The organism is uncultured Gelidibacter sp., assembly GCF_947500795.1.
Lineage (GTDB): Bacteria > Bacteroidota > Bacteroidia > Flavobacteriales > Flavobacteriaceae > Gelidibacter.
Window position 1 is genome coordinate 578,868 of sequence record NZ_CANMTE010000001.1, and the last position, 22,792, is coordinate 601,659.

A 22,792-nucleotide genomic window follows, 5' to 3' on the forward strand; every position below is an offset into this window, starting at 1 on the left:
TAAAGTCATGTAATGGAATCTGTAACAAATAAACAAAAGTAAATGAACCAGCCACTCGCATATGTACACCCTGGAGCTAAAATAGCAAAGAATGTTGTGATTGATCCTTTTACAACCATACACAATAATGTGGTGATTGGAGAAGGTACTTGGATAGGGAGTAACGTGACCATTATGGAAGGTGCTCGCATTGGGAAAAATTGTAATATTTTCCCTGGAGCTGTAATTTCAGCTGTCCCACAAGATTTAAAGTTTAAAGACGAAGATACGACCACCGAAATTGGTAATAACGTCACTATTAGAGAGTGTGTTACTATTAATAGAGGAACCACTGACAGAATGAAAACCGTTATTGGGGACAATTGTCTTATCATGGCCTACTGTCATATTGCACACGATTGTATTGTGGGTAACAATTGCATTTTCTCTAATAACAGTACCCTTGCAGGTCATATTACTGTGGGAGACTATGTGGTTTTAGCAGGAATGACTGCAGTACACCAATTTTGTTCTATTGGTAACCATGCGTTTGTTACAGGAGGATCTTTGGTGCGTAAAGATGTACCACCTTTTGTGAAAGCAGCGAGAGAGCCGCTTTCTTACGTCGGAATTAATTCTGTTGGATTAAGAAGACGTGGGTTTTCTACAGACAAAATCAGAGAGGTACAGGATATCTATCGTATTCTGTATCAGAAAAACTACAATAACACGCAAGCTTCAGAGATTATTGAAGCTGAAATGGAGGCTACGCCTGAACGTGATGAAATCTTACAATTCATAAAGAACTCTCATAGAGGAATTATGAAAGGCTACTTTAAGTCTAATTAAATCAACGACCAATATATTAAGCATAACAACAAACACAATTAAAAATGGCAACTACATCAGATATAAGAAATGGATTGTGCATTAGGTACAATAATGATATTTATAAAATTATAGAGTTTTTACACGTAAAACCAGGAAAAGGACCAGCATTTGTAAGAACAAAGATGAAGAGTGTTTCTAACGGTAAAGTTTTGGAAAACACTTTTTCTGCCGGACATAAAATTGATGAAGTAAGAGTTGAAACTCATAAATTCCAATTTTTGTATAACGATGGTGAGTACTATCATTTCATGAACCAAGAAGATTATACGCAAATCAGATTATTGGAAAGTGCTTTAGATAGACCAGACTTGATGAAAGAAGGTGAAGTAGTTACCATTCAAATCAATACAGAAGACAATATGCCGCTTTCAGTTGAGTTGCCTGCTACAGTAACTTTGGAAGTGACTGCGACTGAGCCTGGCGTTAAAGGAAATACAGCAACTAATGCAACAAAACCTGCAACTGTTGAAACTGGAGCCGAAGTAAATGTGCCGTTGTTTATTAATGAAGGTGATAAAATTAAAATTGAAACAGAAAAAGGAACTTATAAAGAGCGTGTAAAAGAGTAGGCTTTTAAGTTTATAAAAAAAGTTAAGGAGTTTATTAAGTTTAAAAAAGTTTAGAAATAGTTTAAAAGTTTAGGAGTTTATAAAGATTAATAGAGTTGATGGGAAAGAAGGGAAGATGTGCTTAGTGAAAACACTAGATAATTTGAATTCTAAACAAAACATAATATTTCATCTCTAAACCCCTAAACCCCTAAACATTTAAACTCCTCAACTAATAAACCAATAAACTCCTCAACTCAAACCCCAACACACACCAACTAACAAAAATGAAATTTCCAAAACCACATACATTAAAGCAAATTGCAGAAATCATAAACACCACTTATGTTGGGAATGATGATTTTCCTGTTTTGGGTATGAACGAAATCCATGTTGTGGAACCTGGAGATATTGTGTTTGTAGACCATCCAAAATATTACGATAAAGCATTAAAATCGGCCGCTACCATTGTATTGATCAATAAGGAAGTGGAGTGTCCTGAGGGGAAAGCGCTTCTTATAAGCGATGATCCGTTTAGGGATTTTAATAAATTGACCCAACATTTTAAACCTTTTAAAAGCGCGAGTCAGAGTATTTCTGATTCTGCTAAAATTGGATATAATACCATTATCCAACCAAATTGTTTTATTGGTCATAATGTGGTTATTGGTGACAATTGCTTAATTCATCCAAATGTTATAATTTACGATGACACTATTATAGGTAATAATGTTACAATTCATGCTGGTACAGTTTTAGGAGCAAGTGCTTTTTATTATAAAAAACGTCCTGAAGGCTATGATCAGCTGATTTCTGGAGGTCGTGTAGTGGTTAAAGATAATGTTCATATCGGTGCACTTTGTACTATTGATAGAGGTGTTACTGGAGATACGATTATTGGTGAAGGATCAAAACTCGATAATCAAATTCAAATCGGACACGATACCGTAATTGGTAGAAAGTGTTTAATTGCTTCTCAAGCCGGAATTGCAGGTTGTGTTGTTATTGAAGATGAAGTGACAATTTGGGGTCAAGTAGGAAGTACGAGCGGAATCACAATAGGCAGTAAAGCTGTTGTTCATGCGCAAGCAGGAATTAGTAAGTCTTTAGAAGGAGGAAAAACGTATTGGGGTAGACCAGCTCAAGAAGCCAAAGCAGAATTGAAAGACAAGGTATATATTAAGAGAATACCTGAAATCATAGAACAATTAAAAAAGAAGTAATGTCTCCAAAAGAAATTGTAAAGTCGTTTTATGAGTCCAATTTAGCTAATGGTATCGAGCTAGTTCCTGAATATTTCCATCCAGAATGCGAATTACATTGGAATGGCTCCACAGGCTACAGTGTTATGGATTATGATGGTGTAGTAAAGTTTTTCGAAAACATCAAGGCATCTTATCAATGTATAAGAACCCAAATGAGTCATTTGTTGGAAGATGGCAACCATGTAACCATACGTTATACCTTGTTTGCCAGCACCATAGACGACCCTGATAATGAGTTGCCTTTGGCCAATTTTATTAGTATTTGGGAAATAAAGGATGATAAACTTTATAAACGCTATGAAATAAGTCAAATAGCCGATGATAATATAGAAAGTTACAAATCATTTTCAGAAATAAAAGTTTAACAAAGACTTCCTAAGTGCTGTTAAATAGATTACTTTTGCGAAGTCTTAAAATTTAAAAAATAATATAAATGAGCGTTTTAGTAAATAAAGATTCAAAGATAATTGTTCAAGGTTTTACAGGCAGTGAAGGAACTTTTCACGCTGAACAAATGATAGAATACGGAACAAATGTGGTTGGTGGTGTTACACCTGGCAAAGGTGGACAAACCCACTTGGACAGACCTGTTTTCAATACTGTAGAAGACGCAGTAAAAGAAGCAAATGCAGATACGTCTATTATTTTTGTACCACCAGCTTTTGCTGCTGATGCTATTATGGAAGCTGCTGATGCTGGTATTAAAGTGATTATTTGTATTACGGAAGGAATTCCTGTTGCAGATATGATTACAGCTTCAAATTATATTAAAAATAAAGATTGCCGTTTAATCGGTCCTAACTGTCCAGGAGTTATTACTCCAGGTGAAGCTAAAGTTGGTATTATGCCAGGTTTCGTTTTCAAAAAAGGGACTGTAGGTATTGTTTCTAAATCAGGAACTTTAACTTATGAAGCGGCTGACCAAGTGGTAAAACAAGGTTTAGGTATTACAACTGCTATTGGTATTGGTGGAGATCCAATTATTGGAACAACTACTAAAGAAGCTGTTGAATTATTGATCAACGATCCAGAAACAGAATGTGTAGTAATGATTGGTGAGATTGGTGGACAATTGGAAGCTGATGCTGCAAACTGGTATAAAGAAAGTGGTAGTAAAAAACCAATTATTGGATTTATCGCTGGCGAAACTGCACCTGCAGGACGTACAATGGGTCACGCTGGAGCAATTGTTGGAGGAAGTGATGATACTGCTCAAGCTAAAAAAGCAATTATGAGAGCTTGCGGAATTCACGTAGTAGATTCTCCTGCTGAAATTGGTAAAAAAGTAGCCGAAGTTATGGCTTAATTAGCACCTATAAATTATTAAGAACCTCACATTTTTGTGGGGTTTTTTTATTTGGTACAGCATCTAATCCTTATATTTGAAATGCGAATCAACAACCTAGTGAGAGTGCAGAAATTCATTAATGTCAGCATTCACTACTAAATTTATATTTATGAAATTATTACAAGGAAAAACAGCCATCATAACTGGAGCCAGTAGAGGTATAGGAAAAGGTATAGCTCAGGCTTTTGCAGAACATGGCGCGAATGTAGCATTTACATACAGCTCTTCGGCTGAATCAGCTAAAGCTCTTGAAGACGAATTGAATCAATTGGGTATCAAAGCTAAAGGCTATCAAAGTAATGCGGCCGATTTTGATGCGGCACAAAAGTTGGCTGAAGAAGTTCTAGCCGAATTTGGAAGCATCGATATTTTGGTGAACAACGCAGGAATCACTAAAGATAATCTCTTAATGAGAATGGGTGAGGAAGATTTTGATAAAGTGATTGAAGTCAACCTTAAATCTGTTTTCAACATGACCAAAGCTGTTCAGCGCACCATGCTTAAACAACGTAAAGGCTCTATCATTAATATGAGTTCTGTTGTTGGTGTTAAAGGAAATGCTGGTCAAGCAAACTACGCGGCTTCTAAGGCAGGAATTATTGGTTTCTCTAAATCTGTAGCATTAGAACTTGGATCCCGTAATATCAGAAGCAACGTCATCGCGCCAGGATTTATCGAAACTGAAATGACTGCTAAGTTAGATGAAAATACGGTTAAATCTTGGAGAGATGCTATTCCTTTAAAACGTGGTGGAACGCCTGAAGATATCGCAAATGTATGCGTATTTTTAGGTAGTGACATGAGTGCATATGTTACCGGTCAGACCATAAATGTGGATGGCGGTATGCTTACCTAATAGTTTCTCCTTTTGAATTGCGAATTACGATTTTACGAATCTTAATTTTCGTAAATTGTAATTCGCAATTCATAATTCTATAATGCAGACAGAAACGATTCTATACATTATATTGGCTGGAATTATAGCGCTTTCATTAGCGCTTTTTCAGTATATATATAAATCGAAAAAACGGACTAAGGTCACGTTATTGTTGACGTTCTTACGTTTCATTACCTTGTTTGCTGTATTTCTTTTACTGATCAACCCAAAATTTGATAAAACCACCTACTACAACGAAAAGCCAAACCTGATTGTCGCTGTAGATAATTCAGAATCCATTGGTTTTTTAAATCAGAATCAAAATACCAACGATTTCTTAGCGCTGCTGAAAAATCATGAGGAACTGAACGATCGTTTTGATTTGGAGTTTTATAGTTTCGGAAAGGACGTTAATTCCTTAGAAACATTAACGTTTGACGAAAAACAAACCAATCCTACGATAGTCTTTGACCAAGTTTCTCAAGTATATGGGAATGCTATTACGCCTTTAGTTTTGGTAACTGACGGCAATCAAACCTACGGAAATGATTACGAGTTTGTAAGTCAGAAGTACAAACAACCTATTTTTCCTTTGATTTTAGGAGATACCACGCGTTATATCGATTTAAAGATTGAACAGCTTAACGTCAACAAATACGCTTACTTCAAAAATAAATTTCCTGTAGAGATCATTGCCGTTTATAATGGTAAAGAAGACGTAGATACACAATTAATCATTTCTTCCGGAAACACTCCTGTTTTTACTCAGAATCTAACTTTCAATCAAGAACAATCGAGTAGGGTTGTAGCGCTGACTTTACCAGCCAATACTTCTGGAGTTCACACTTACAAAGCGGAATTAAAACCATTGTCAAACGAAAAAAACACCGTCAATAATATTAAAAATTTCGCGGTTGAAGTCATTGACAGAAAGACTAATGTGGCCATTATTTCTGATATGCTGCATCCTGATTTAGGTGCTTTAAAAAAGGCAATTGAAAGTAATGAGCAGCGCCAAGCTTCTATTATTAAGCCTTCAGAATTTATAAATTTAAGCGTTGATTTTCAACAAGTAATCCTCTATCAGCCAAACAATAGCTTTAAGTCTGTTTATGATGTTTTAGACAATCTTAAGATCAATACGTTTACTGTTCTCGGAACGAAAACAAACTGGTCTGAGCTGAATAAACTTCAAGCTGATTTCAAGCAAACGGTCACAAAGCAGTATGAAGATTATCAGTCTGCATTGAATTTAAATTACAACGATTTTATTGTAGATGATTTAAATTTTGCTGAATTTCCACCTTTGCAGACCGAGTTTGGACCTCTCGAATTTTCATCGCCAACAGAAACAATATTGTACAAAACTGTTAATGGCATTCAGTTGAAGGAACCTTTGCTCTTGACATATGAAGTTAATCAGAAGCGGGCGGCAGTTTTAAATGGCGAAGGAATTTGGAGGTGGCGAGCACAGAGTTATCTAAATGAAAAGTCATTCCTCAATTTTGACAGCTTCATCGGGAAAATTATTCAGTATTTAGATTCTAATCAAAAGAGAAATAGGCTTAACGTGTCTTATGAATCATTTTATGACGGCAACGATAATGTGGTGATTTCAGCTCAATTTTTCAATAAGAACTATGAATTTGACAATGCCGCAAATCTTGAAATTTTAATTACAAACAAGGAATCAAAACAGTCTCAAACGCTTCCATTCCTTTTAAAGCAAACCAATTATCAAGTTGATTTGAGTGGTTTGCCTGCTGGCGATTATCAGTTTACTGTGAATGCCAAAAGTGAAAACATTTTGAAATCTGGAGAGTTTAAAATTTTAGACTATAATGTTGAGCAGCAGTTTTTAAATGCGAATGTCTCAAAATTACAAAATTTGGCCTCTAGTAGTCAAGGTGCTGCTTATTTTATTGATGATAGCAACCGCCTTGTTGATCAGCTTTTAAAGGACGAAAGGTTCGCTACCCTTCAGAAAAGCACTAAAAAAGTTGTACCTTTGATAGATTGGAAATTTCTACTCGCATTAATCGCGTTAAGCCTTTCTTCGGAATGGTTCATTAGAAAATACAACGGATTAATTTAAAAACAAACTATTTATTATTTATGGAAAAATTACCTAAAGTCGCATTGCCTATTATTATTGGTGCAATCATCTTAATTATTATCATTGCTAAATCAGCAGTTACAGTCGATTCTGGAAAAGCAGGAGTGTTATATAAAACCTTTGGAGGTGGTGTTGTTACAGATGAACCCGCTCTAGGAGAGGGCTTTCATATTGTTGCACCTTGGAATAAAGTGTTTATTTATGAAGTAAGACAGCAAGAGATCTTTGAAAAAATGAGTGCTTTATCTTCAAACGGATTGGACATTAAATTGGATGCGTCAATTTGGTTTCAACCAGAATATGAAAATCTCGGAAAATTGCATCAAGAAAAAAGTGAAATGTACAAAGAACGTATTTTATTGCCTGCAGTTAGATCGGCAGCGAGGAGCGTTGTAGGGCGTTATACACCTGAACAGTTGTATTCTAGTAAAAGAGATGCAATTCAGTCTGAAATTTTTGAAGAAACTAAGAATTATGTAGATGATCAATACATTCAACTTATTGATATTTTAGTACGTGACGTCACTTTACCACCAACTATTAAAGACGCTATTGAACGTAAATTAAAACAAGAGCAAGAATCTTTAGAATATGAGTTTAGACTGGTTACAGCGGCAAAAGAAGCTGAAAAAGTAATTATTGAAGCTCAAGGTAAAGCAGACGCGAATAAAATTTTGAGCGCTTCTTTAACGGACAAAATTCTTCAAGATAAAGGTATTGAAGCAACAGTTAAATTGTCTCAATCCACTAATAGTAAGGTTATTGTGATAGGTTCTGGAGATACTGGATTACCAATTATCTTAGGCAACCAATAAGCTTAATAAAAAAAATAATCTGCTAAGATTAGGAATTGTAAAATATAATTCCCAATCTTTGTAACACAAAATAAGAACATGAAGTTTATTCAATCACATCATCACCATCATCATATTTGCACTCAAGCGAACTGAAGATGTATTGAATAAAGTCAACATATTTTAAAACCGTTTGAGTAAATCAAGCGGTTTTTTTGTTTCTATATATTTAGGAATTCCTCTCCAGAAGATTTACTCAGACAAAATTTAAGTTAAACTTAAAACTACCCATCATTGGGCACTAAGATGAGTAAATTAAAAATAGCAGTACAAAAATCGGGGCGTTTACACGACGACTCCATGAAACTCCTCAACGATGTAGGAATTTCAATAGACAATGGTAAGGATCAACTCAAGGCATCTGCCAAAAATTTTCCTTTAGAAGTATTTTATCTTCGAAATGGCGATATTCCACAATATCTCCGTGATGGTGTAGTAGATGCGGCAATTATAGGCGAAAACATTCTGATAGAAAAAGGTACGGATATTTCTGTGATTGAAAAACTGGGGTTTTCGTCATGTAAAGTGTCTATTGCGGTTCCAAAATCATTTAAATACAAAGATGTCAGTGATTTGGAAGGGAAGCGTATAGCGACCTCATATCCAAATACGGTGAACCAATTCTTAGAGAAACACAAAATTTCAGCTCAATTACACATCATTAACGGTTCTGTAGAAATTGCGCCAAATATAGGTCTCGCAGATGCTATCGTGGATATAGTTTCGAGCGGAAGTACGTTATTCAAGAATAATTTGAAGGAAGTTGAAGTGTTGTTGAAGTCTGAAGCTGTTTTGGCTGCGTCACCTTTAATATCTGCTGAAAAAGAAGCTGTTCTTAAGCGTTTACAGTTTAGATTTCAGTCGGTTTTAAAAGGGCGACAGTCGAAATATGTGCTTTTAAATGCTCCTAATGATAAACTCGATAAAATTATCAGTGTTCTTCCCGGAATGAGGAGTCCAACAGTTTTACCTTTAGCTCAAGAGGGCTGGAGCTCAATTCATTCCGTGATTAGTAAAAATGAATTTTGGGATGTGATTGATGAGTTGAAAGCAAATGGAGCAGAAGGAATTTTAGTCTGTCCAATTGAAAATATGGTCGTTTAAATATAAAAATCTAAGTCACTTTTTGTTGTTCATTATTAAAAGTATTGATTTAATAATAGCATATAAAAGTTTTTAAAATCAGGAGTATGCAAATCATAAAAAATCCAAATAAAAACGCTTGGTCCGAATTGATTAAAAGGCCAACGCAATCTGTGGAAAGCATTGAAGAAACTGTCGTTCAAATCTTTGATGATGTCAGTAGAAATGGCGACATAGCAGTTCAAAAGTACACTTCACTTTTCGACGGTATTGATGCGCAAGTATCTGTAGTTTCTGAAGAAGAAATTAAAGCGGCAGCTCAAAATGTGCCTCAAGAATTAAAAGCGGCCATTCAACAGGCGAAGCAGAACATTGAAAGCTTTCATAAAGCTCAAAAAACTGAAAAAATTGAGGTCGAAACCATGCCGGGCGTTAATTGTTGGCAAGAAAAACGCCCGATAGAAAAAATTGGTTTGTATATTCCAGGCGGTACAGCCCCGTTATTTTCCACTGTACTCATGTTGGCAGCTCCTGCTAAAATTGCTGGATGTAAGGAAATTATTCTCTGTACACCACCAAATAAAAATGGAGTTATTGCCAATGAAATATTATTTGCAGCGCAATTATGTGGAGTTACCAAAATTTATAAAGTTGGCGGGATACAAGCAATTGCGGCCATGACTTTCGGAACGGAAACGATTCCACAAGTTTATAAAATTTTCGGACCCGGGAATCAATTTGTCACGGTTGCAAAACAATTAGCCACTAAATACGGCGTAGCAATCGACATGCCTGCGGGTCCTAGCGAATTATTGGTGGTTGCTGATGATAGCGCCAATGCAGCGTATGTAGCTTCTGATTTGTTAAGTCAAGCCGAACATGGCGCCGATAGCCAAGTGATTTTGGTTTCCAATTCAGAGTTGTTTTTAACTGCTGTTGAAACCGAGATCAGCAAACAGATTGCAGTATTGCCAAGAAAGTCAATGGCGCAAAAAGCCATAGATAATTCGAAATTAATATTGATTAGTGATGATCAGGAGGCTTTGGATTTTATCAACGCCTATGGGCCAGAGCATTTTATTATTTGTTCGAAAAATGAAGAATTATTTTTAAACGGGATTAGTAATGCCGGGTCTGTTTTTGTTGGTGATTATACCCCTGAAAGCGCTGGCGATTACGCATCGGGCACTAATCACACCCTTCCGACTAACGGCTATAGCAAAGCGTATTCTGGAGTTAATTTGGATAGTTTTTCAAAAAGCATGACGTTTCAGAGAATCACTAAAGAAGGTTTGCAAAATATTGGGAAATCCATTGAGCTGATGGCGGAAGCTGAAGGGTTGCAAGCTCATAAAAATGCAGTGTCCATTCGATTAAATGATTTAGCAAAATGAGTATACAGCACTTAATACGGCCCACAATAAAGGCCTTAAAACCATATTCGTCCGCACGAGACGAATTTAAAGGAGCCAAAGACGATCTGATTTTCCTTGATGCTAATGAGAATCCGTTTGAGAATGGTATTAATCGGTACCCAGATCCTCAGCAGCGCGAATTAAAGTCTATAATTTCTGATTTAAAACATGTTCCTATAGAAAATATACTCTTAGGAAACGGAAGTGATGAAGTGTTGGATTTGTTGATTAGAATGTTCTGTGAGCCAAATAAAGATAATGTAATCATATTGCCTCCAACCTATGGGATGTATGAGGTTTTAGCAGATATCAATGCGGTGGAAACGCTAAAAGTGAATTTATCTGCTGAACAATTTCAACCAAAGACAACGACAATTTTGGAAGCAGCAAATGAGCATAGTAAAATTCTGTTTTTATGCTCACCAAATAATCCAACAGGCAATAGTTTTGAAGCGTCAACTATAGAAAAGTTATTAAAAAACTTTAAAGGTATTGTTCTAATTGATGAAGCTTACATCGACTTTTCTAGTGTCGAAAGTTGGTTGGCGCGACTTGAGGAATTTCCTAATCTGGTGGTGACACAAACCTTATCAAAAGCCTACGGAATGGCGGGAATTCGTTTGGGAATGTGTTTCGCTTCAACAGAAATAATTGCTACGTTAAACAAAATTAAGGCACCTTATAATATCAATGAGCTTACTCAGAAGAAAGCTATTGAAGGGTTAATGAATAATTCTAAAATTAATTGTCAAATTGACTCTCTGTTAAAGGAAAAAGAGGTTTTAGTTAAAGCTTTGGATGAAGTGAAATTTGTTCAAAATATTTATCCGTCTGATGCGAATTTCGTCATGATTAAAGTAGATGACGCTAACAAGCGCTATCAACAGTTGATTGAAAAGGGTGTTGTTATCCGCAACAGAACTTCGCAGCCACTTTGTGAAAATTGCTTGCGACTGACTATAGGGACAAAGGAAGAAAATTTGCGCTTGATTGAAATATTGAAAACTTTATAAAGAATTAGAACATGAAGAAAAAAGTATTATTTATAGATCGTGATGGTACTATTATTATTGAGCCTGAAGATTATCAAATTGATAGTTTTGGTAAGCTGCAGTTTTATCCAAAAGTGTTTCAGTATTTAGGTAAAATAGCGCGCGAATTGGATTATGAACTTGTGATGGTCACCAACCAAGATGGTTTAGGAACCGAATCTTTTCCTGAAGATACGTTTTGGCCAGTTCATAATTTTATGGTGAATACCTTTCAATCAGAAGGGATTGAATTCAAAGAGCAGTTTATTGATCGTTCATTTGAAGAAGATAACGCACCAACACGAAAACCTCGAACTGGTCTCTTGAATCAATATTTCTCTGAGGACTATGATTTGGAAAACTCCTTCGTTATTGGAGATCGGTTGACAGATGTGGAATTGGCCAAAAACCTAGGGGCAAAAGGGATTTTTATGAATGCGTTTCCTGAAAACAAACCCTCTACGGAAGAATTACGTAACTATATCGCACTTACATCCACAGATTGGGAAACGATATATAATTTCCTTAAAACTGAAGATCGAACTGCTACTTTGGAACGAAACACCAATGAAACCAAAATCGCTATCCAATTGAATCTCGATGGTACCGGAAAAAGTAATATTGATACTGGCATTGCCTTTTTTGACCATATGTTAGATCAAATTTCGCGTCATGGGCAGTTGGATTTGGATATTAAAGTAAAAGGTGACCTAGAAGTGGATGAACACCATACCATTGAGGACACTGGGATTGCCTTGGGTGAAGTTTTTGCGAAGGCTTTGGGGGATAAATTAGGTGTTGAGCGTTACGGATTTTGTTTGCCAATGGACGACTGTTTAGCACAAGCGGCAATTGATTTTGGAGGACGAAATTGGTTGGTTTGGGATGCTGAATTTAAGCGTGAAATGATAGGGAAGATGCCGACCGAAATGTTTTTCCATTTTTTTAAATCGTTTACTGATGGTGCAAAATGTAATTTGAACATTAAGGCGGAAGGCAGCAATGAGCACCATAAAATAGAGGCTATTTTTAAAGCCTTTGCTAAATCGATTAAAATGGCAATCAAACGTGATATGGATAAAATGATTCTGCCGTCAACAAAAGGAGTGCTATAACATTTAAAAATTGAATTCAAACATGAATATCGTTGTAATAGATTATGGTGCCGGAAACACCAAAAGCGTACAATTTGCTTGTAATCGATTGGGTTTTGACCCTGTATTGAGTAAGGATTCGCAGGTTATACAAGATGCTGATAAAGTGATATTTCCTGGTGTGGGTCAAGCAAGCAATGCTATGGACATGTTGATAGAATCCGGGTTAGATGCTGTGATTCCCTCGCTAAAACAACCTGTTTTGGGTATTTGTTTGGGAATGCAATTATTATGTAATAGCACGGAAGAAGGTAATGCAAAAGGTTTGGGAGTGTTTGATGTGTCCGTAAAACGATTTTCAAATAATGTAAAAGTGCCGCAGATGGGCTGGAATTCGATTTTTAATCTTGAATCAGATCTTTTTGAAGGCATAAAAAACGAAGCTTATATGTACCTTGTGCATAGTTATTATGCAGAAGTGTGTGAACATACCATTGCACAGACAAATTACGATTTAAATTACAGTTCTGCGCTTAAGAAAGACAACTTTTATGGGGTGCAATTCCATCCGGAAAAAAGTAGCACTGAAGGCGCTCAGATATTAAGAAATTTTTTAAAATTATAAGATGAGGATAATACCAGCAATAGATGTTATAGACGGCAAATGTGTGCGTTTGACAAAGGGAGATTATAATACAAAGAAAATTTACAATGAAAATCCGTTAGAAGTGGCCAAACAGTTTGAGGCTTCAGGAATTGAATATTTACACTTGGTGGATTTGGATGGTGCTAAGGCACAACATATTGTGAACTATAAGGTTTTGGAGCAGATAGCTTCAAAAACCAGTTTGAAAATCGATTTTGGTGGCGGACTTAAATCTAATGAGGATCTTCACATCGCTTTTAATTCGGGTGCCAAACAAATCACAGGAGGAAGTATTGCGGTTAACGACCATAGAACTTTTGAGTCTTGGTTGGATAAATATGGATCCGCTAAAATTATTTTAGGAGCAGATTGCAACAATGGCAAAATAGCCATTAGTGGTTGGCAGGAAGAAAGCAGCTTAGAAGTGATTCCGTTTATTAAAAACTACCAACGCCGAAATGTGCAATACGTTATTTGTACTGACATTGCGAAAGACGGCATGTTGGAGGGACCTTCATTCGACTTATACAACGAAATTATTCAAGAATGTACTAATAACAGTTCAGACCAATCCATAAAATTGATTGCTTCTGGTGGAATTTCACATATCGATGAATTGCCTAAACTAAAAGAGCTTGGCTGTGAAGCTGTGATAATTGGAAAGGCCATTTATGAAAACAAAATCAGCCTTCAAGATTTAGAAAAGTACTACTAGAAAGCAGAATTATAGGGGGCAACTAAAATCTAATGAAGTAACAAACTATACAATGCTTACAAAACGAATAATTCCGTGTTTGGATATAAAAAATGGCAGAACCGTAAAAGGTGTGAATTTCGTTAATCTTATAGATGCGGGAGATCCTGTGGTTTTGGCAAAACAATATGCTGAAAAAGGCGCTGACGAATTGGTGTTTCTGGATATTTCAGCAACCTTGGAAGGTAGGAAAACTACCTTGGAAATGGTTTTGAAAGTCGCTGAACAAGTTAATATTCCGTTTACAGTTGGTGGTGGCATATCTTCAGTTGAAGATGTTGATTTACTTTTAAAATCGGGCGCTGATAAAGTCTCTATAAATTCTTCCGCCATAAATCGTCCTGAGCTTATTGATGAATTGTCAAATAAATTTGGAAGCCAATGTGTGGTCGTTGCAATTGATGCAAAACAAATTAACGGACAGTGGATTGTGCACTTGGCAGGTGGAAGTATTCCTACAGAATTAGATCTTTTTGATTGGGCTAAAGAAGTGGAAATGCGTGGTGCTGGAGAAATATTGTTCACCTCCATGGATCATGATGGCACTAAAGACGGATTTGCAAATGAAGCTTTGGCAAGATTGTCAACAGCGTTGAATATTCCCATAATCGCCTCTGGTGGCGCAGGAACTATTCAGCATTTTGTGGACACGTTCCAAAAAGGAAAATCTGATGCAGCGCTTGCGGCAAGTGTTTTTCATTTTGGCGAAATTGAAATCAAAGAATTAAAAGAAAATTTGAAGAAAAATAATATTAAAGTTAGACTTTAAAATTGAGCTCTCAATGTTCATATAACTAACGATGTAAAATGTAAGCGATAATTTAGATTATAAATCTTCGCTTATCAAAAAAAGAAATAATGGATTTAAAATATAATTCAGATGGATTGATTCCCGCAATAATTCAAGACGCTACAACTAAAAACGTACTGATGCTCGGCTATATGAATAAAGAAGCGTTTAAGCAGACCAAAGAGCTTAAAAAAGTCACGTTCTTCAGTAGGAGCAAGCAGCGGTTATGGACTAAAGGGGAAGAAAGTGGAAATGTTCTAAATTTGGTAGATATTAAGGTTGATTGTGACAATGATACCTTATTGATTCAGGTCAACCCAGAAGGTCCAACCTGTCATAAAGGTTCTGACACCTGTTGGAATGAGCAAAATACATCCAATTTTGGTTTTATTTCTCAATTGGAGCACACTATTGAAGAGCGCCGTAGTAATTCCAATCCGGAAGAATCGTACGTAGCATCGCTTTTTGCGAAAGGGGTTAATAAATTAGCACAAAAAGTAGGTGAGGAGGCTGTTGAAGTGGTTATTGAGGCGAAAGACAATAACGATGAGCTATTTTTAAATGAAAGCGCAGATTTGTTATTTCATTACTTAATGTTACTTCAGGCCAAAGGTTTTAAATTGGAAGACATTGAGCGCGTCCTTAAAAACCGTGAGAAAAAGTAATTATGAACTATTTTTATCTTATCCATATTCAATATTTGGGTTTTCGTTACCATGGTTGGCAGAAGCAACCGAAGCTTAAAACGGTCCATTTAATGATTGATAAAACATTGAATTACGTTTTTGGAGGTGTCCTTAAGTTCAAAACCTTGGCAGTTGGTAGAACTGATGCTATGGTGTCAGCGAATGAAACTGCATTTGAGCTATTTGTCGAAACCCCAATTTTAAATGCTGACATATTTCTAGAGCATTTTAATTATTATTTGCCTCAAGATATTAAAGCCTTATCCATGAAAGAAGTTGATAAGGAATTTAACGTCATCCAAAACGCAAAACTCAAAGAATACAACTATTTGTTTGCTCATGGGCAGAAGGCACATCCGTTTTGCGCGTCACTTATGACCACTTTTAGGGACGAGCTTGACATTGATTTAATGACCCGAGGCGCTAAGCTTTTTGAAGGCACCCATAATTTCAAAGGCTATTGTTCTAAGGTTACAGATATTGGATTGTATACACGAGAAATTGTGTCCTGTGATTTGGTTGAAAACACGACGATTAGCGCCAGTTTCTTTCCTGAGAAATCTTATATACTAAAGGTGAAAGGTGAAGGATTTGGCTATAATCAAATTAGAACAATGATGGGCGCTTTAGTGCAACTTGGCAAACATGAAATCACCTTAACAGATATTTCTGAGAGTTTAAAGCCAGAAAGCACCACTACAATGGATTATATAGCACCAGCTTCGGGTTTGATTTTAAATTTGGTGGAGTTTCAATAGACAACTCATTTAAGCCATTGTCGCGCCAATGCACGTCTTGAAAACCAAACTAGAAATGTAGAGACTACAATAATGGTGAGACTTAAAAAGATATCACGCGGATAGATTTCCGTTACAATATATAATTGTTGCAGACCTACGGCTAAAAGGGAGACAACAAAAAAGGAATACGCCCATCGTTTGCGTAATACTAATGAAATAGCGCCCAATAATCCTGCAAATACAGCAATGGCGAACGCTCCAATATACCATGAAGGGAGGTTAGCGTATAAATTTTGATCTGTTTTTGAGAGTTGATCAAGATCTTCCTGGGTCATATAGGCTTGCATAAGGTAATTAAAAACACCAAAAGCGTTCCATAACACAGCAATAATGCTGATGACCCAAAAATAGACTGGAGGTTTGTTTGAAGCAGAAAAATTCATAAACGGAAGGTTTTTAGAGATCTAAAACACAACAATTTATGAATTTTTTAATTAGTAACAGTGATTTAATCTTAAATGACTGCTTTGTGGAATGAATTATTTCTCATCTACAACATGAAGTACTGGGGTTTTGTTGACCCATTTTCCGTTTTTAGATTCACCTAAAATGTAAACTTCTTTTGTCTGTTCATACTCTTTAATCGTACGAAGCATGTGTTCTTTAGTGTCTCTATGAATTTTAATACCTGTTGTTTTACCTTTATTTCTTATTTCTATATAAAAACCGTCTCTAAATTTGATCGGTCTTGTAGGTGGTCTTCCCATGAATTTAATTGTTTGATGTATATAACTCGCATATTAAACAAAATTATGTCAAAAAGCAAACGTTAATTGAACTTTTCAAATATAGGCCGCTTTCCTTTCAAATCCTTTTTAATCTGATAGTAATTATATATTCATTAATTGAGCCATACTATACGGAAAAAATATTTACTTTTAAAGCATAGATGACTACGAGAATTCCATAAAAAATGAGATCTAAAAAGAAGAAAAAATCCTATAAAACTGTCAATCGTTCGCCGGGTTCGATCCTTTATCGAGGTAAGAAACAGTCTACTGTTACCGCTATAGATATCATTAATTATAGTAAGGAATCCTATTCAAAAATTGAAACTCAAAATGTAGCGGATGCCTTTCATTTTAAGGGGAAAGATACGGTGACTTGGATTAATGTTAACGGCCTTAATAACACGTCTGAAATTGAAAAATTAGGCAGTCATTACGGATTGCATCCACTTACTTTAGAGGATATTTTAAACACCAACCATCGACCTAAATTGGACGAGTTTGATAATTATTTGTTTCTTGTTTTAAAGATGCTCTATTTCAAAAACGATGAGGAACTTGTCTATGAACAGATGAGTATTATTGTGGGTGAAGGGTATGTCTTGACGTTTCAGGAAGCTGATGGCGATGTCTTTGACGATTTGAGAGAGCGCATTGAAGCCGGTAAAGGTCGCGGTCGCAATATGGGTGCTGATTATTTGATGTACACCATTATTGATGCCGTAGTGGATAATTATTTGACCGTTATTGAAGCTTTTGGAGATAAAATTGAGGACATTGAAGATCACATTTTTGATGCAACCACTGAAGATAGTCAAACGGCGAGCACCATTCAGGGGTTAAAACGAGAGGTTCTTAAAATTAGACGCTCAGTGTTTCCTTTGCGTGAAGCCATTAATCGACTGGAAAAAATGGAGCATCCAATTATTGATGATAAAACCCGAAATTTCTTGAGGGATTTATACGATCATATCGTTCAAGTTAATGAAAGTATTGAGGTTTATAGAGAGATGGTGTGGAGTTTGTTGGAAATGCATATGTCGCTCATCAGCAATAAGATGAACGAAGTCATGAAAGTGCTGACTATCATCGCCACTATTTTTATTCCGTTGACTTTTATAGCTGGGATTTATGGGATGAATTTTGATAACATTCCAGAATTACATTATAAAAATGCTTATTATATCTTGTGGGGCGTCATGATTTTTATTTTCTTGATGATGTTAATCTATTTCAGAAGAAAGAAATGGCTTTAAGAGGTTTAAGCCATTAATTTTAACCATTTGCAATTATCTCTTGTGATAATTCCCTAGCGTAATTTTCTACAGAACTATTTTTAGTGGAATTTCTATTCCAATAAAATAGTGATCAGACCATTATCGAGCGCTGCAATTACCTAATTAATAATAGAATAGCCATTCTAAAATTTATATATGAAAGACGAATTAAACAGATCATTTGAACGCTTAGTTGAGAAATTATTGGGTTGGATGAATTCCATTATTGAAAATCTTCCAAACCTTGCCTTGGCCTGTATGGTCATGGTTATTGCCTACATATTAGCAAAATATGTGAGTAGATTAATGCTCCGCCTCGTTGGAAGTCGCGTTAAGCAAAAATCTGTAGGCAATGTTATTTCGAGACTAACCGCCATATTTGTGGTGTTCTTAGGTTTGTTTTTAGCCCTCGGAATTTTAAATCTTTCGCAAACATTAACCTCGCTTATTACAGGTGCGGGTGTGTTAGGGTTGGTCATTGGTCTGGCTTTACAGGGCACGCTGTCCAACACTATTTCGGGGATTGTAATCTCGTTTAGAGATAAAATACAGATTGGCCACTGGGTTGAAACCAATGATTTTGCTGGAGAAATTGTCGATATCAATCTTAAGAATTTTACTTTAAAGGAATCGGACAATAATTTGGTGTTTATTCCCAATAAGACCATTTTGGAAACTCCAATGAAAAACTATTCGCTGACACCCTATATTAGAGTGGATTTATCCTGTGGCGTGGGGTATGAGTCAGATTTAGAATTTGTAGAAGCCTTAACTAAAAAGACGTTGGAACAAACCTTTGAAAAAATTGACAACCTGAAACCTGTGGAGTTTTTCTTTACAGAATTTGGAGACAGTTCCATTAATTTTAAATGCCGTTTCTGGATTGAAGGCACCAAAAACGTCCATAAATTAACTGCTACCAATAAGGCGATTATCGCTATTAAGAAAGCATTTGATGCAGAAGGAATCAACATCCCATTCCCAATCAGAACGGTGCAATTTAAAAATAAATTGACTTTGGATAACCCTACGGTTGAAAACGAGGATTAACATTACGATAGCTTTTAAAGAACTTCATTTCAACAGCATATTTTAAAAAATGACAACATCATCTACATTTTCGAAGGACTTATTGGAATTTCTTAAACTATTAGAAGACAATAACGATAGAGATTGGTTTAATGAACATAAGGCAGAATTCACAAAACTCCAATCTGCTGCAAAACGAAACTTCAATTCACTATTCGAAGCGCTCAAAATGCATGATGATGTTGATCGAGTGAAGATTTTTCGAATTTATCGCGATGTCCGATTTTCAAAAAACAAGGCACCTTATAAAACACATTTTAGCGGGTCATTCCATAGAAGGAAACCAGAACTCAGAGGCGGTTATTATCTGCATATCCAACCAAATAATGAATCTTTTATTGCAGTGGGTTTTTGGGATCCATCAAAAGAAGATTTGTTAAGAATCCGAAAGGAATTTGAAATGGATGATGAAGATATACGTGCTATAATTAGCGATAAAAAGCTTCGTGATGTTTGGGGCGATTTAATTGGAGATGAACTTAAAACAGCTCCGAAAGGATTCGACAAAGAGCATAAGGCAATTGATATGATTCGTAAAAAGCAATTCATTTTTACCAAGAAATATACAGATGCAGAAGTTGTGTCCACTAATTTTTTAGAGGATGTAAATACATCATTTAAAGTCATCAGGCCTTATTTTGATTATATGTCTGATGTTTTAAATACCAATATCAATGGAGAGTTACTTATATAACTTCCGTAATGGTGAAAGTGTTGCCATTAAATTCAATACGATCTCCCACGGTTTTGTTGTTAAGCAGCATCCCAATTGGCGAACCAGATGAAATTGCATACACCGTTAAGTCGTCAATATCAATTTTGCCCGCACTGATGGAAATAAAAAAGGTATTGGTAGTTGTTTTAACCAAACTCCCTAGCGTCACAGTACTATTCGCCATTTTCGGATTGATGGCTTTTAAACTGTCCAACATTTTTTGGGCATCAATTAAATGCAGCGAATTTTTTTCCAGATCGTTAAAGAGCTTTCCATTTCCTGAATCGTCATCATCTCCGTTGCCCTTATCATTGCTTTCAAGAGAATCCTTGATGGTTTCGATTTCATTTTTGTAATTGGCAATCCGCTTGTTAGCATAGTCATAACAAGCTTGCAGAACATCACTTTTTATTTTCATATAACAGTTGCCATCTCTGGCCTAAATAGTTGGATGTGGCTAACCAAACGCTCTTTTACAAGATTCATCATGCGTTTGTTTAAGGCTGATGAATTTTCCATATAAATCTCATACTCTTCAATGGTAAAATGACCAATGATCATTCCTTTAATTGAATTTCTGAACTTTATATCCTTGTTAATAGCACTTTCAATATAGTCCAATTGTTTCGGCAAAGATAGGTTATAAAACATATTTTTATGTTTGGTAATATAATTTTTAAATACTACAATTATAAGGTCATTTTGAAGCTTGAGTATGGGTCTCAAAGTGCCGTTTTGAAAACGTTCATCGCTACTCATAGTATCATACATTAAAGCACTGGAAATGATTGGTCTTATTTGGTTAAGAGCTTCTGTTCTGTTTATCATGGCTTTAGGTTTTATTAAATGTAGGGATAATGGATTTCTTAGAAGGAAAAGCCGTAAGATGTTGTTAACCGCTTTATTAACAACCATGCATTTTGAACACTTGTTTTTAGGTCAGGTAAAATTGAAATGTGCTCTACAATGGTATAATCGCATTGAAGTCAGTAAAAATATCAATATCATTAATGATGCCAGTGCAAGTGAGCTACCTTTGTAGCTAATCAGTAAATTTTTAAAAGAGTATCGTCCAATATTTGAATAATTAAGGAGGCGATATTCCTAAAACACAAAAACCTAAATCATTAAATGAGATTTCACACACGTAAATGGGTTAAACCTGAAGATTTAAATCCTAACGGCACCTTATTTGGAGGTCAATTGCTGGCTTGGATTGATGAAGAGGCGGCACTCTATACCGTCATCCAACTCGAAAATTCCAAAATTGTCACCAAATATATTTCTGAAATCAATTTTATGAGTTCAGCTAAGCAAGGCGATATTATTGAAATTGGAATGGACGTAGTGAAGTTTGGAGCCACATCTATTACTCTAAAGTGTGAGGCTCGTAATAAAATGACACGGGAGACCATTCTTACCGTAGACAACATTATTATGGTGAATTTGGACAAAGATGGAAAGCCAGTGCCTCATGGCAAAACCGAGATAGAATTCGTAAAGAATCGGTTAAAGTAATTGGTTATTTTTATTTCATTAACAAATAATGGGAATTCCTTAACAACCAATATGTAGTAGAATTCGTATATTTAATACAAACCAATTTATACTTATCAAAATGAAAAAATTAGGAATATTACTACTTATCTCGACACTTTTTGTGTCGTGCTCTTTATCAAAAGTAGAAAAATCGGCGCGGAAAACCGTTGATGGCAACTGGGTTCTGAATTCAGTTACTTATGACACACCGGGCGTTTTTAACACCGTTTTATTCAACGATGCTACTGCATCCTGCTTTAAGGACAGTCAGTGGTTTTTTAGATCCAATAACAGTACGGGTACTTTTAATATTATAAATACCGACTGTTCAACTGGCGTAAGAAACTTTAGATGGGCCGCGAATGAAATAGGTAAAGACACTGGGAACTTCGATTTTACAATGAAGTTTACTGATGGAAAAAACAAGGACTTGCAAGAAGATGCCGGTTATAGAATGAATTTGAAATACTTAGATGAAAACAGTATGCAAATCACTCAAACCATTCAGTTTGAAGGCAAACCTTTTAATATCAATTTAAATTTTACAAGAACAACTTTATAAACATAAACACATGAAAAATACAATAAAAACATTCGCATTACTATTTATGGTAGTCGCATTAGTAAGTTGTGAGGCAACTAGAAATGCTAATAACAAACAAAAAGGAACGGTCATTGGAGCTTCTAGTGGTGCTGTAATTGGCGGCGTTATAGGCAATAATGTAGGTAACAAGAACAACACGGCTTTAGGCGCTATTATTGGTGCTGTAGTTGGTGGTGTTGCCGGTAATTATATTGGAGACCGTATGGACAGACAGGCCGAACGTATTGAGCAGGAGATTCCTGGAGCTCAAGTGGAACGTGTAGGTGAAGGTATTAATGTCGTTTTTGATGAAAGTAGTGGTGTTTATTTTGATACCAACAAATACAATATCAACAGCGCATCTTCAGCAACGTTAAATAAATTGGCGGCTATTTTTAAGGAATATCCTGATACTAATATTTTAGTTGAAGGTCATACAGATAGTACTGGTCCGATGGATTTTAACATGACGCTTTCTAAGCAACGTGCTAATGCAGTAACGTCTTTCTTGTCAAGTCAAGGTCTTTCTTCTGGTCGTTTTACTACCAATTGGTATGGTCCTAATCAGCCTAAATACGACAACTCTACTGTAGAAGGAAGAGCGAAAAACAGACGTGTTGAGTTAGCGATTATTGCTAATGACAAAATGAAAAAAGAAGCGATGGAAAAAGCTGGAAATTAAAC

Annotated in this window: 27 protein-coding genes; 23 read left to right on the plus strand and 4 right to left on the minus strand. The window is 35.8% G+C overall.

The genetic code is table 11. The features are described from left to right. The first annotated feature begins 42 nt into the window (after positions 1-42). The 17 genes from lpxA to Q0947_RS02615 all read left to right on the plus strand — a co-directional run bounded on the left by lpxA (position 43) and on the right by Q0947_RS02615 (position 16,135). Positions 43-828, plus strand: coding sequence for an acyl-ACP--UDP-N-acetylglucosamine O-acyltransferase (gene lpxA, locus Q0947_RS02535; RefSeq protein WP_299390957.1), 786 nt, complete (start codon positions 43-45; stop codon positions 826-828). Between the two features lie 44 nt (positions 829-872). Then, positions 873-1,439 carry an elongation factor P gene (gene efp / locus Q0947_RS02540; protein ID WP_299390960.1) on the plus strand — a complete coding sequence of 189 codons (567 nt, stop codon included), beginning with the start codon at positions 873-875 and terminating at the stop codon, positions 1,437-1,439. Between the two features lie 266 nt (positions 1,440-1,705). Next, positions 1,706-2,641, plus strand: a complete 936-nt coding sequence (locus Q0947_RS02545; RefSeq protein ID WP_299390962.1) for a UDP-3-O-(3-hydroxymyristoyl)glucosamine N-acyltransferase — start codon at positions 1,706-1,708, stop codon at positions 2,639-2,641. Further along, positions 2,641-3,048, plus strand: coding sequence for a nuclear transport factor 2 family protein (locus Q0947_RS02550; RefSeq protein WP_299390965.1), 408 nt, complete (start codon positions 2,641-2,643; stop codon positions 3,046-3,048). Before Q0947_RS02545 ends, Q0947_RS02550 begins: the two co-directional genes overlap by 1 nt. 68 nt (positions 3,049-3,116) lie before the next feature. Continuing rightward, positions 3,117-3,989, plus strand: a complete 873-nt coding sequence (gene sucD, locus Q0947_RS02555; RefSeq protein ID WP_299390967.1) for a succinate--CoA ligase subunit alpha — start codon at positions 3,117-3,119, stop codon at positions 3,987-3,989. Between the two features lie 151 nt (positions 3,990-4,140). Then, complete coding sequence (fabG, locus tag Q0947_RS02560) at positions 4,141-4,887, plus strand: 3-oxoacyl-[acyl-carrier-protein] reductase (protein ID WP_299390970.1); 747 nt, start codon at positions 4,141-4,143, stop codon at positions 4,885-4,887. Positions 4,888-4,969: 82 nt separating this feature from the next. Beyond that, on the plus strand, positions 4,970-7,003 hold the full coding sequence (locus Q0947_RS02565; protein WP_299390972.1) for a VWA domain-containing protein: 2,034 nt from the start codon (positions 4,970-4,972) through the stop codon (positions 7,001-7,003). A 20-nt stretch (positions 7,004-7,023) separates the two neighbouring features. Continuing rightward, entirely contained in the window at positions 7,024-7,839 is an 816-nt protein-coding gene (locus Q0947_RS02570) for a prohibitin family protein (RefSeq protein ID WP_299390974.1), read from the plus strand. Between the two features lie 285 nt (positions 7,840-8,124). After that, on the plus strand, positions 8,125-8,982 hold the full coding sequence (hisG, locus tag Q0947_RS02575) for an ATP phosphoribosyltransferase (RefSeq protein WP_299392759.1): 858 nt from the start codon (positions 8,125-8,127) through the stop codon (positions 8,980-8,982). 86 nt (positions 8,983-9,068) lie between these two features. Next, a complete protein-coding gene (hisD, locus tag Q0947_RS02580; protein WP_299390977.1) occupies positions 9,069-10,355 on the plus strand; it encodes a histidinol dehydrogenase in 1,287 nt (428 codons plus the stop codon). Next, complete coding sequence (gene hisC, locus Q0947_RS02585; protein WP_299390979.1) at positions 10,352-11,389, plus strand: histidinol-phosphate transaminase; 1,038 nt, start codon at positions 10,352-10,354, stop codon at positions 11,387-11,389. Before hisD ends, hisC begins: the two co-directional genes overlap by 4 nt. Before the next feature lie 11 nt (positions 11,390-11,400). Continuing rightward, the gene (gene hisB, locus Q0947_RS02590) at positions 11,401-12,522 is read left to right on the plus strand and encodes a bifunctional histidinol-phosphatase/imidazoleglycerol-phosphate dehydratase HisB (protein ID WP_299390982.1); all 1,122 of its coding nucleotides are present in this window, start codon (positions 11,401-11,403) and stop codon (positions 12,520-12,522) included. A 22-nt stretch (positions 12,523-12,544) separates the two neighbouring features. After that, entirely contained in the window at positions 12,545-13,126 is a 582-nt protein-coding gene (gene hisH, locus Q0947_RS02595; protein ID WP_299390984.1) for an imidazole glycerol phosphate synthase subunit HisH, read from the plus strand. Between the two features lies 1 nt (position 13,127). Then, a complete protein-coding gene (gene hisA, locus Q0947_RS02600; RefSeq protein ID WP_299390986.1) occupies positions 13,128-13,862 on the plus strand; it encodes a 1-(5-phosphoribosyl)-5-[(5-phosphoribosylamino)methylideneamino]imidazole-4-carboxamide isomerase in 735 nt (244 codons plus the stop codon). A 52-nt stretch (positions 13,863-13,914) separates the two neighbouring features. Further along, positions 13,915-14,670: an imidazole glycerol phosphate synthase subunit HisF gene (gene hisF, locus Q0947_RS02605; protein WP_299390989.1), complete on the plus strand. Its 756-nt coding sequence runs from the start codon at positions 13,915-13,917 to the stop codon at positions 14,668-14,670. Between the two features lie 86 nt (positions 14,671-14,756). Beyond that, on the plus strand, positions 14,757-15,356 hold the full coding sequence (gene hisIE / locus Q0947_RS02610) for a bifunctional phosphoribosyl-AMP cyclohydrolase/phosphoribosyl-ATP diphosphatase HisIE (protein ID WP_299392764.1): 600 nt from the start codon (positions 14,757-14,759) through the stop codon (positions 15,354-15,356). A 92-nt stretch (positions 15,357-15,448) separates the two neighbouring features. After that, entirely contained in the window at positions 15,449-16,135 is a 687-nt protein-coding gene (locus Q0947_RS02615; RefSeq protein WP_366915485.1) for a tRNA pseudouridine(38-40) synthase TruA, read from the plus strand. Between the two features lie 5 nt (positions 16,136-16,140). Here Q0947_RS02615 and Q0947_RS02620 read toward each other — a convergent pair whose 3' ends face one another. Beyond that, the gene (locus tag Q0947_RS02620) at positions 16,141-16,560 is read right to left on the minus strand and encodes a hypothetical protein (protein WP_299390993.1); all 420 of its coding nucleotides are present in this window, start codon (positions 16,558-16,560) and stop codon (positions 16,141-16,143) included. A 96-nt stretch (positions 16,561-16,656) separates the two neighbouring features. After that, positions 16,657-16,884, minus strand: coding sequence for a hypothetical protein (locus Q0947_RS02625; protein ID WP_299390995.1), 228 nt, complete (start codon positions 16,882-16,884; stop codon positions 16,657-16,659). A 206-nt stretch (positions 16,885-17,090) separates the two neighbouring features. Between Q0947_RS02625 and corA the strand changes: the two genes are divergently transcribed. From corA to Q0947_RS02640, 3 genes are all read left to right on the plus strand, one after another. Next, on the plus strand, positions 17,091-18,161 hold the full coding sequence (gene corA, locus Q0947_RS02630; protein WP_299390998.1) for a magnesium/cobalt transporter CorA: 1,071 nt from the start codon (positions 17,091-17,093) through the stop codon (positions 18,159-18,161). Positions 18,162-18,338: 177 nt separating this feature from the next. Next, positions 18,339-19,232, plus strand: coding sequence for a mechanosensitive ion channel family protein (locus tag Q0947_RS02635; protein ID WP_299391000.1), 894 nt, complete (start codon positions 18,339-18,341; stop codon positions 19,230-19,232). Positions 19,233-19,281: 49 nt separating this feature from the next. Then, positions 19,282-19,965, plus strand: coding sequence for a DUF2461 domain-containing protein (locus Q0947_RS02640; RefSeq protein ID WP_299391002.1), 684 nt, complete (start codon positions 19,282-19,284; stop codon positions 19,963-19,965). Here Q0947_RS02640 and Q0947_RS02645 read toward each other — a convergent pair. Continuing rightward, entirely contained in the window at positions 19,958-20,404 is a 447-nt protein-coding gene (locus Q0947_RS02645) for a transcription elongation factor (protein WP_299391004.1), read from the minus strand. The genes Q0947_RS02640 and Q0947_RS02645 overlap by 8 nt on opposite strands. After that, positions 20,401-20,814: a glyoxalase gene (locus Q0947_RS02650; RefSeq protein WP_299391007.1), complete on the minus strand. Its 414-nt coding sequence runs from the start codon at positions 20,812-20,814 to the stop codon at positions 20,401-20,403. The genes Q0947_RS02645 and Q0947_RS02650 overlap by 4 nt, the downstream gene beginning before the upstream one ends. Before the next feature lie 303 nt (positions 20,815-21,117). Here Q0947_RS02650 and Q0947_RS02655 point away from each other — a divergent pair, with 303 nt between their 5' ends. The 3 genes from Q0947_RS02655 (at position 21,118) to Q0947_RS02665 (ending at position 22,790) form a co-directional block, all read left to right on the plus strand. Further along, the gene (locus Q0947_RS02655) at positions 21,118-21,504 is read left to right on the plus strand and encodes a hotdog domain-containing protein (RefSeq protein ID WP_299391009.1); all 387 of its coding nucleotides are present in this window, start codon (positions 21,118-21,120) and stop codon (positions 21,502-21,504) included. Positions 21,505-21,604: 100 nt separating this feature from the next. Then, positions 21,605-22,087, plus strand: coding sequence for a lipocalin family protein (locus Q0947_RS02660; protein ID WP_299391012.1), 483 nt, complete (start codon positions 21,605-21,607; stop codon positions 22,085-22,087). Between the two features lie 10 nt (positions 22,088-22,097). Continuing rightward, on the plus strand, positions 22,098-22,790 hold the full coding sequence (locus Q0947_RS02665) for an OmpA family protein (RefSeq protein WP_299391014.1): 693 nt from the start codon (positions 22,098-22,100) through the stop codon (positions 22,788-22,790). Positions 22,791-22,792 lie beyond the last annotated feature (2 nt).

What these genes read in the sequence shown, in the direction of transcription:
- lpxA (WP_299390957.1), top strand. Translation starts at nt 43, where the DNA reads ATGAACCAGCCACTCGCATATGTACACCCTGGAGCTAAAATAGCAAAG.
- efp (WP_299390960.1), top strand. Translation starts at nt 873, where the DNA reads ATGGCAACTACATCAGATATAAGAAATGGATTGTGCATTAGGTACAAT.
- Q0947_RS02545 (WP_299390962.1), top strand. Translation starts at nt 1,706, where the DNA reads ATGAAATTTCCAAAACCACATACATTAAAGCAAATTGCAGAAATCATA.
- Q0947_RS02550 (WP_299390965.1), top strand. Translation starts at nt 2,641, where the DNA reads ATGTCTCCAAAAGAAATTGTAAAGTCGTTTTATGAGTCCAATTTAGCT.
- sucD (WP_299390967.1), top strand. Translation starts at nt 3,117, where the DNA reads ATGAGCGTTTTAGTAAATAAAGATTCAAAGATAATTGTTCAAGGTTTT.
- fabG (WP_299390970.1), top strand. Translation starts at nt 4,141, where the DNA reads ATGAAATTATTACAAGGAAAAACAGCCATCATAACTGGAGCCAGTAGA.
- Q0947_RS02565 (WP_299390972.1), top strand. Translation starts at nt 4,970, where the DNA reads ATGCAGACAGAAACGATTCTATACATTATATTGGCTGGAATTATAGCG.
- Q0947_RS02570 (WP_299390974.1), top strand. Translation starts at nt 7,024, where the DNA reads ATGGAAAAATTACCTAAAGTCGCATTGCCTATTATTATTGGTGCAATC.
- hisG (WP_299392759.1), top strand. Translation starts at nt 8,125, where the DNA reads ATGAGTAAATTAAAAATAGCAGTACAAAAATCGGGGCGTTTACACGAC.
- hisD (WP_299390977.1), top strand. Translation starts at nt 9,069, where the DNA reads ATGCAAATCATAAAAAATCCAAATAAAAACGCTTGGTCCGAATTGATT.
- hisC (WP_299390979.1), top strand. Translation starts at nt 10,352, where the DNA reads ATGAGTATACAGCACTTAATACGGCCCACAATAAAGGCCTTAAAACCA.
- hisB (WP_299390982.1), top strand. Translation starts at nt 11,401, where the DNA reads ATGAAGAAAAAAGTATTATTTATAGATCGTGATGGTACTATTATTATT.
- hisH (WP_299390984.1), top strand. Translation starts at nt 12,545, where the DNA reads ATGAATATCGTTGTAATAGATTATGGTGCCGGAAACACCAAAAGCGTA.
- hisA (WP_299390986.1), top strand. Translation starts at nt 13,128, where the DNA reads ATGAGGATAATACCAGCAATAGATGTTATAGACGGCAAATGTGTGCGT.
- hisF (WP_299390989.1), top strand. Translation starts at nt 13,915, where the DNA reads ATGCTTACAAAACGAATAATTCCGTGTTTGGATATAAAAAATGGCAGA.
- Q0947_RS02615 (WP_366915485.1), top strand. Translation starts at nt 15,449, where the DNA reads ATGATTGATAAAACATTGAATTACGTTTTTGGAGGTGTCCTTAAGTTC.
- Q0947_RS02620 (WP_299390993.1), bottom strand. Translation starts at nt 16,560, where the DNA reads ATGAATTTTTCTGCTTCAAACAAACCTCCAGTCTATTTTTGGGTCATC.
- Q0947_RS02625 (WP_299390995.1), bottom strand. Translation starts at nt 16,884, where the DNA reads ATGGGAAGACCACCTACAAGACCGATCAAATTTAGAGACGGTTTTTAT.
- corA (WP_299390998.1), top strand. Translation starts at nt 17,091, where the DNA reads ATGAGATCTAAAAAGAAGAAAAAATCCTATAAAACTGTCAATCGTTCG.
- Q0947_RS02635 (WP_299391000.1), top strand. Translation starts at nt 18,339, where the DNA reads ATGAAAGACGAATTAAACAGATCATTTGAACGCTTAGTTGAGAAATTA.
- Q0947_RS02640 (WP_299391002.1), top strand. Translation starts at nt 19,282, where the DNA reads ATGACAACATCATCTACATTTTCGAAGGACTTATTGGAATTTCTTAAA.
- Q0947_RS02645 (WP_299391004.1), bottom strand. Translation starts at nt 20,404, where the DNA reads ATGAAAATAAAAAGTGATGTTCTGCAAGCTTGTTATGACTATGCTAAC.
- Q0947_RS02650 (WP_299391007.1), bottom strand. Translation starts at nt 20,814, where the DNA reads ATGATAAACAGAACAGAAGCTCTTAACCAAATAAGACCAATCATTTCC.
- Q0947_RS02655 (WP_299391009.1), top strand. Translation starts at nt 21,118, where the DNA reads ATGAGATTTCACACACGTAAATGGGTTAAACCTGAAGATTTAAATCCT.
- Q0947_RS02660 (WP_299391012.1), top strand. Translation starts at nt 21,605, where the DNA reads ATGAAAAAATTAGGAATATTACTACTTATCTCGACACTTTTTGTGTCG.
- Q0947_RS02665 (WP_299391014.1), top strand. Translation starts at nt 22,098, where the DNA reads ATGAAAAATACAATAAAAACATTCGCATTACTATTTATGGTAGTCGCA.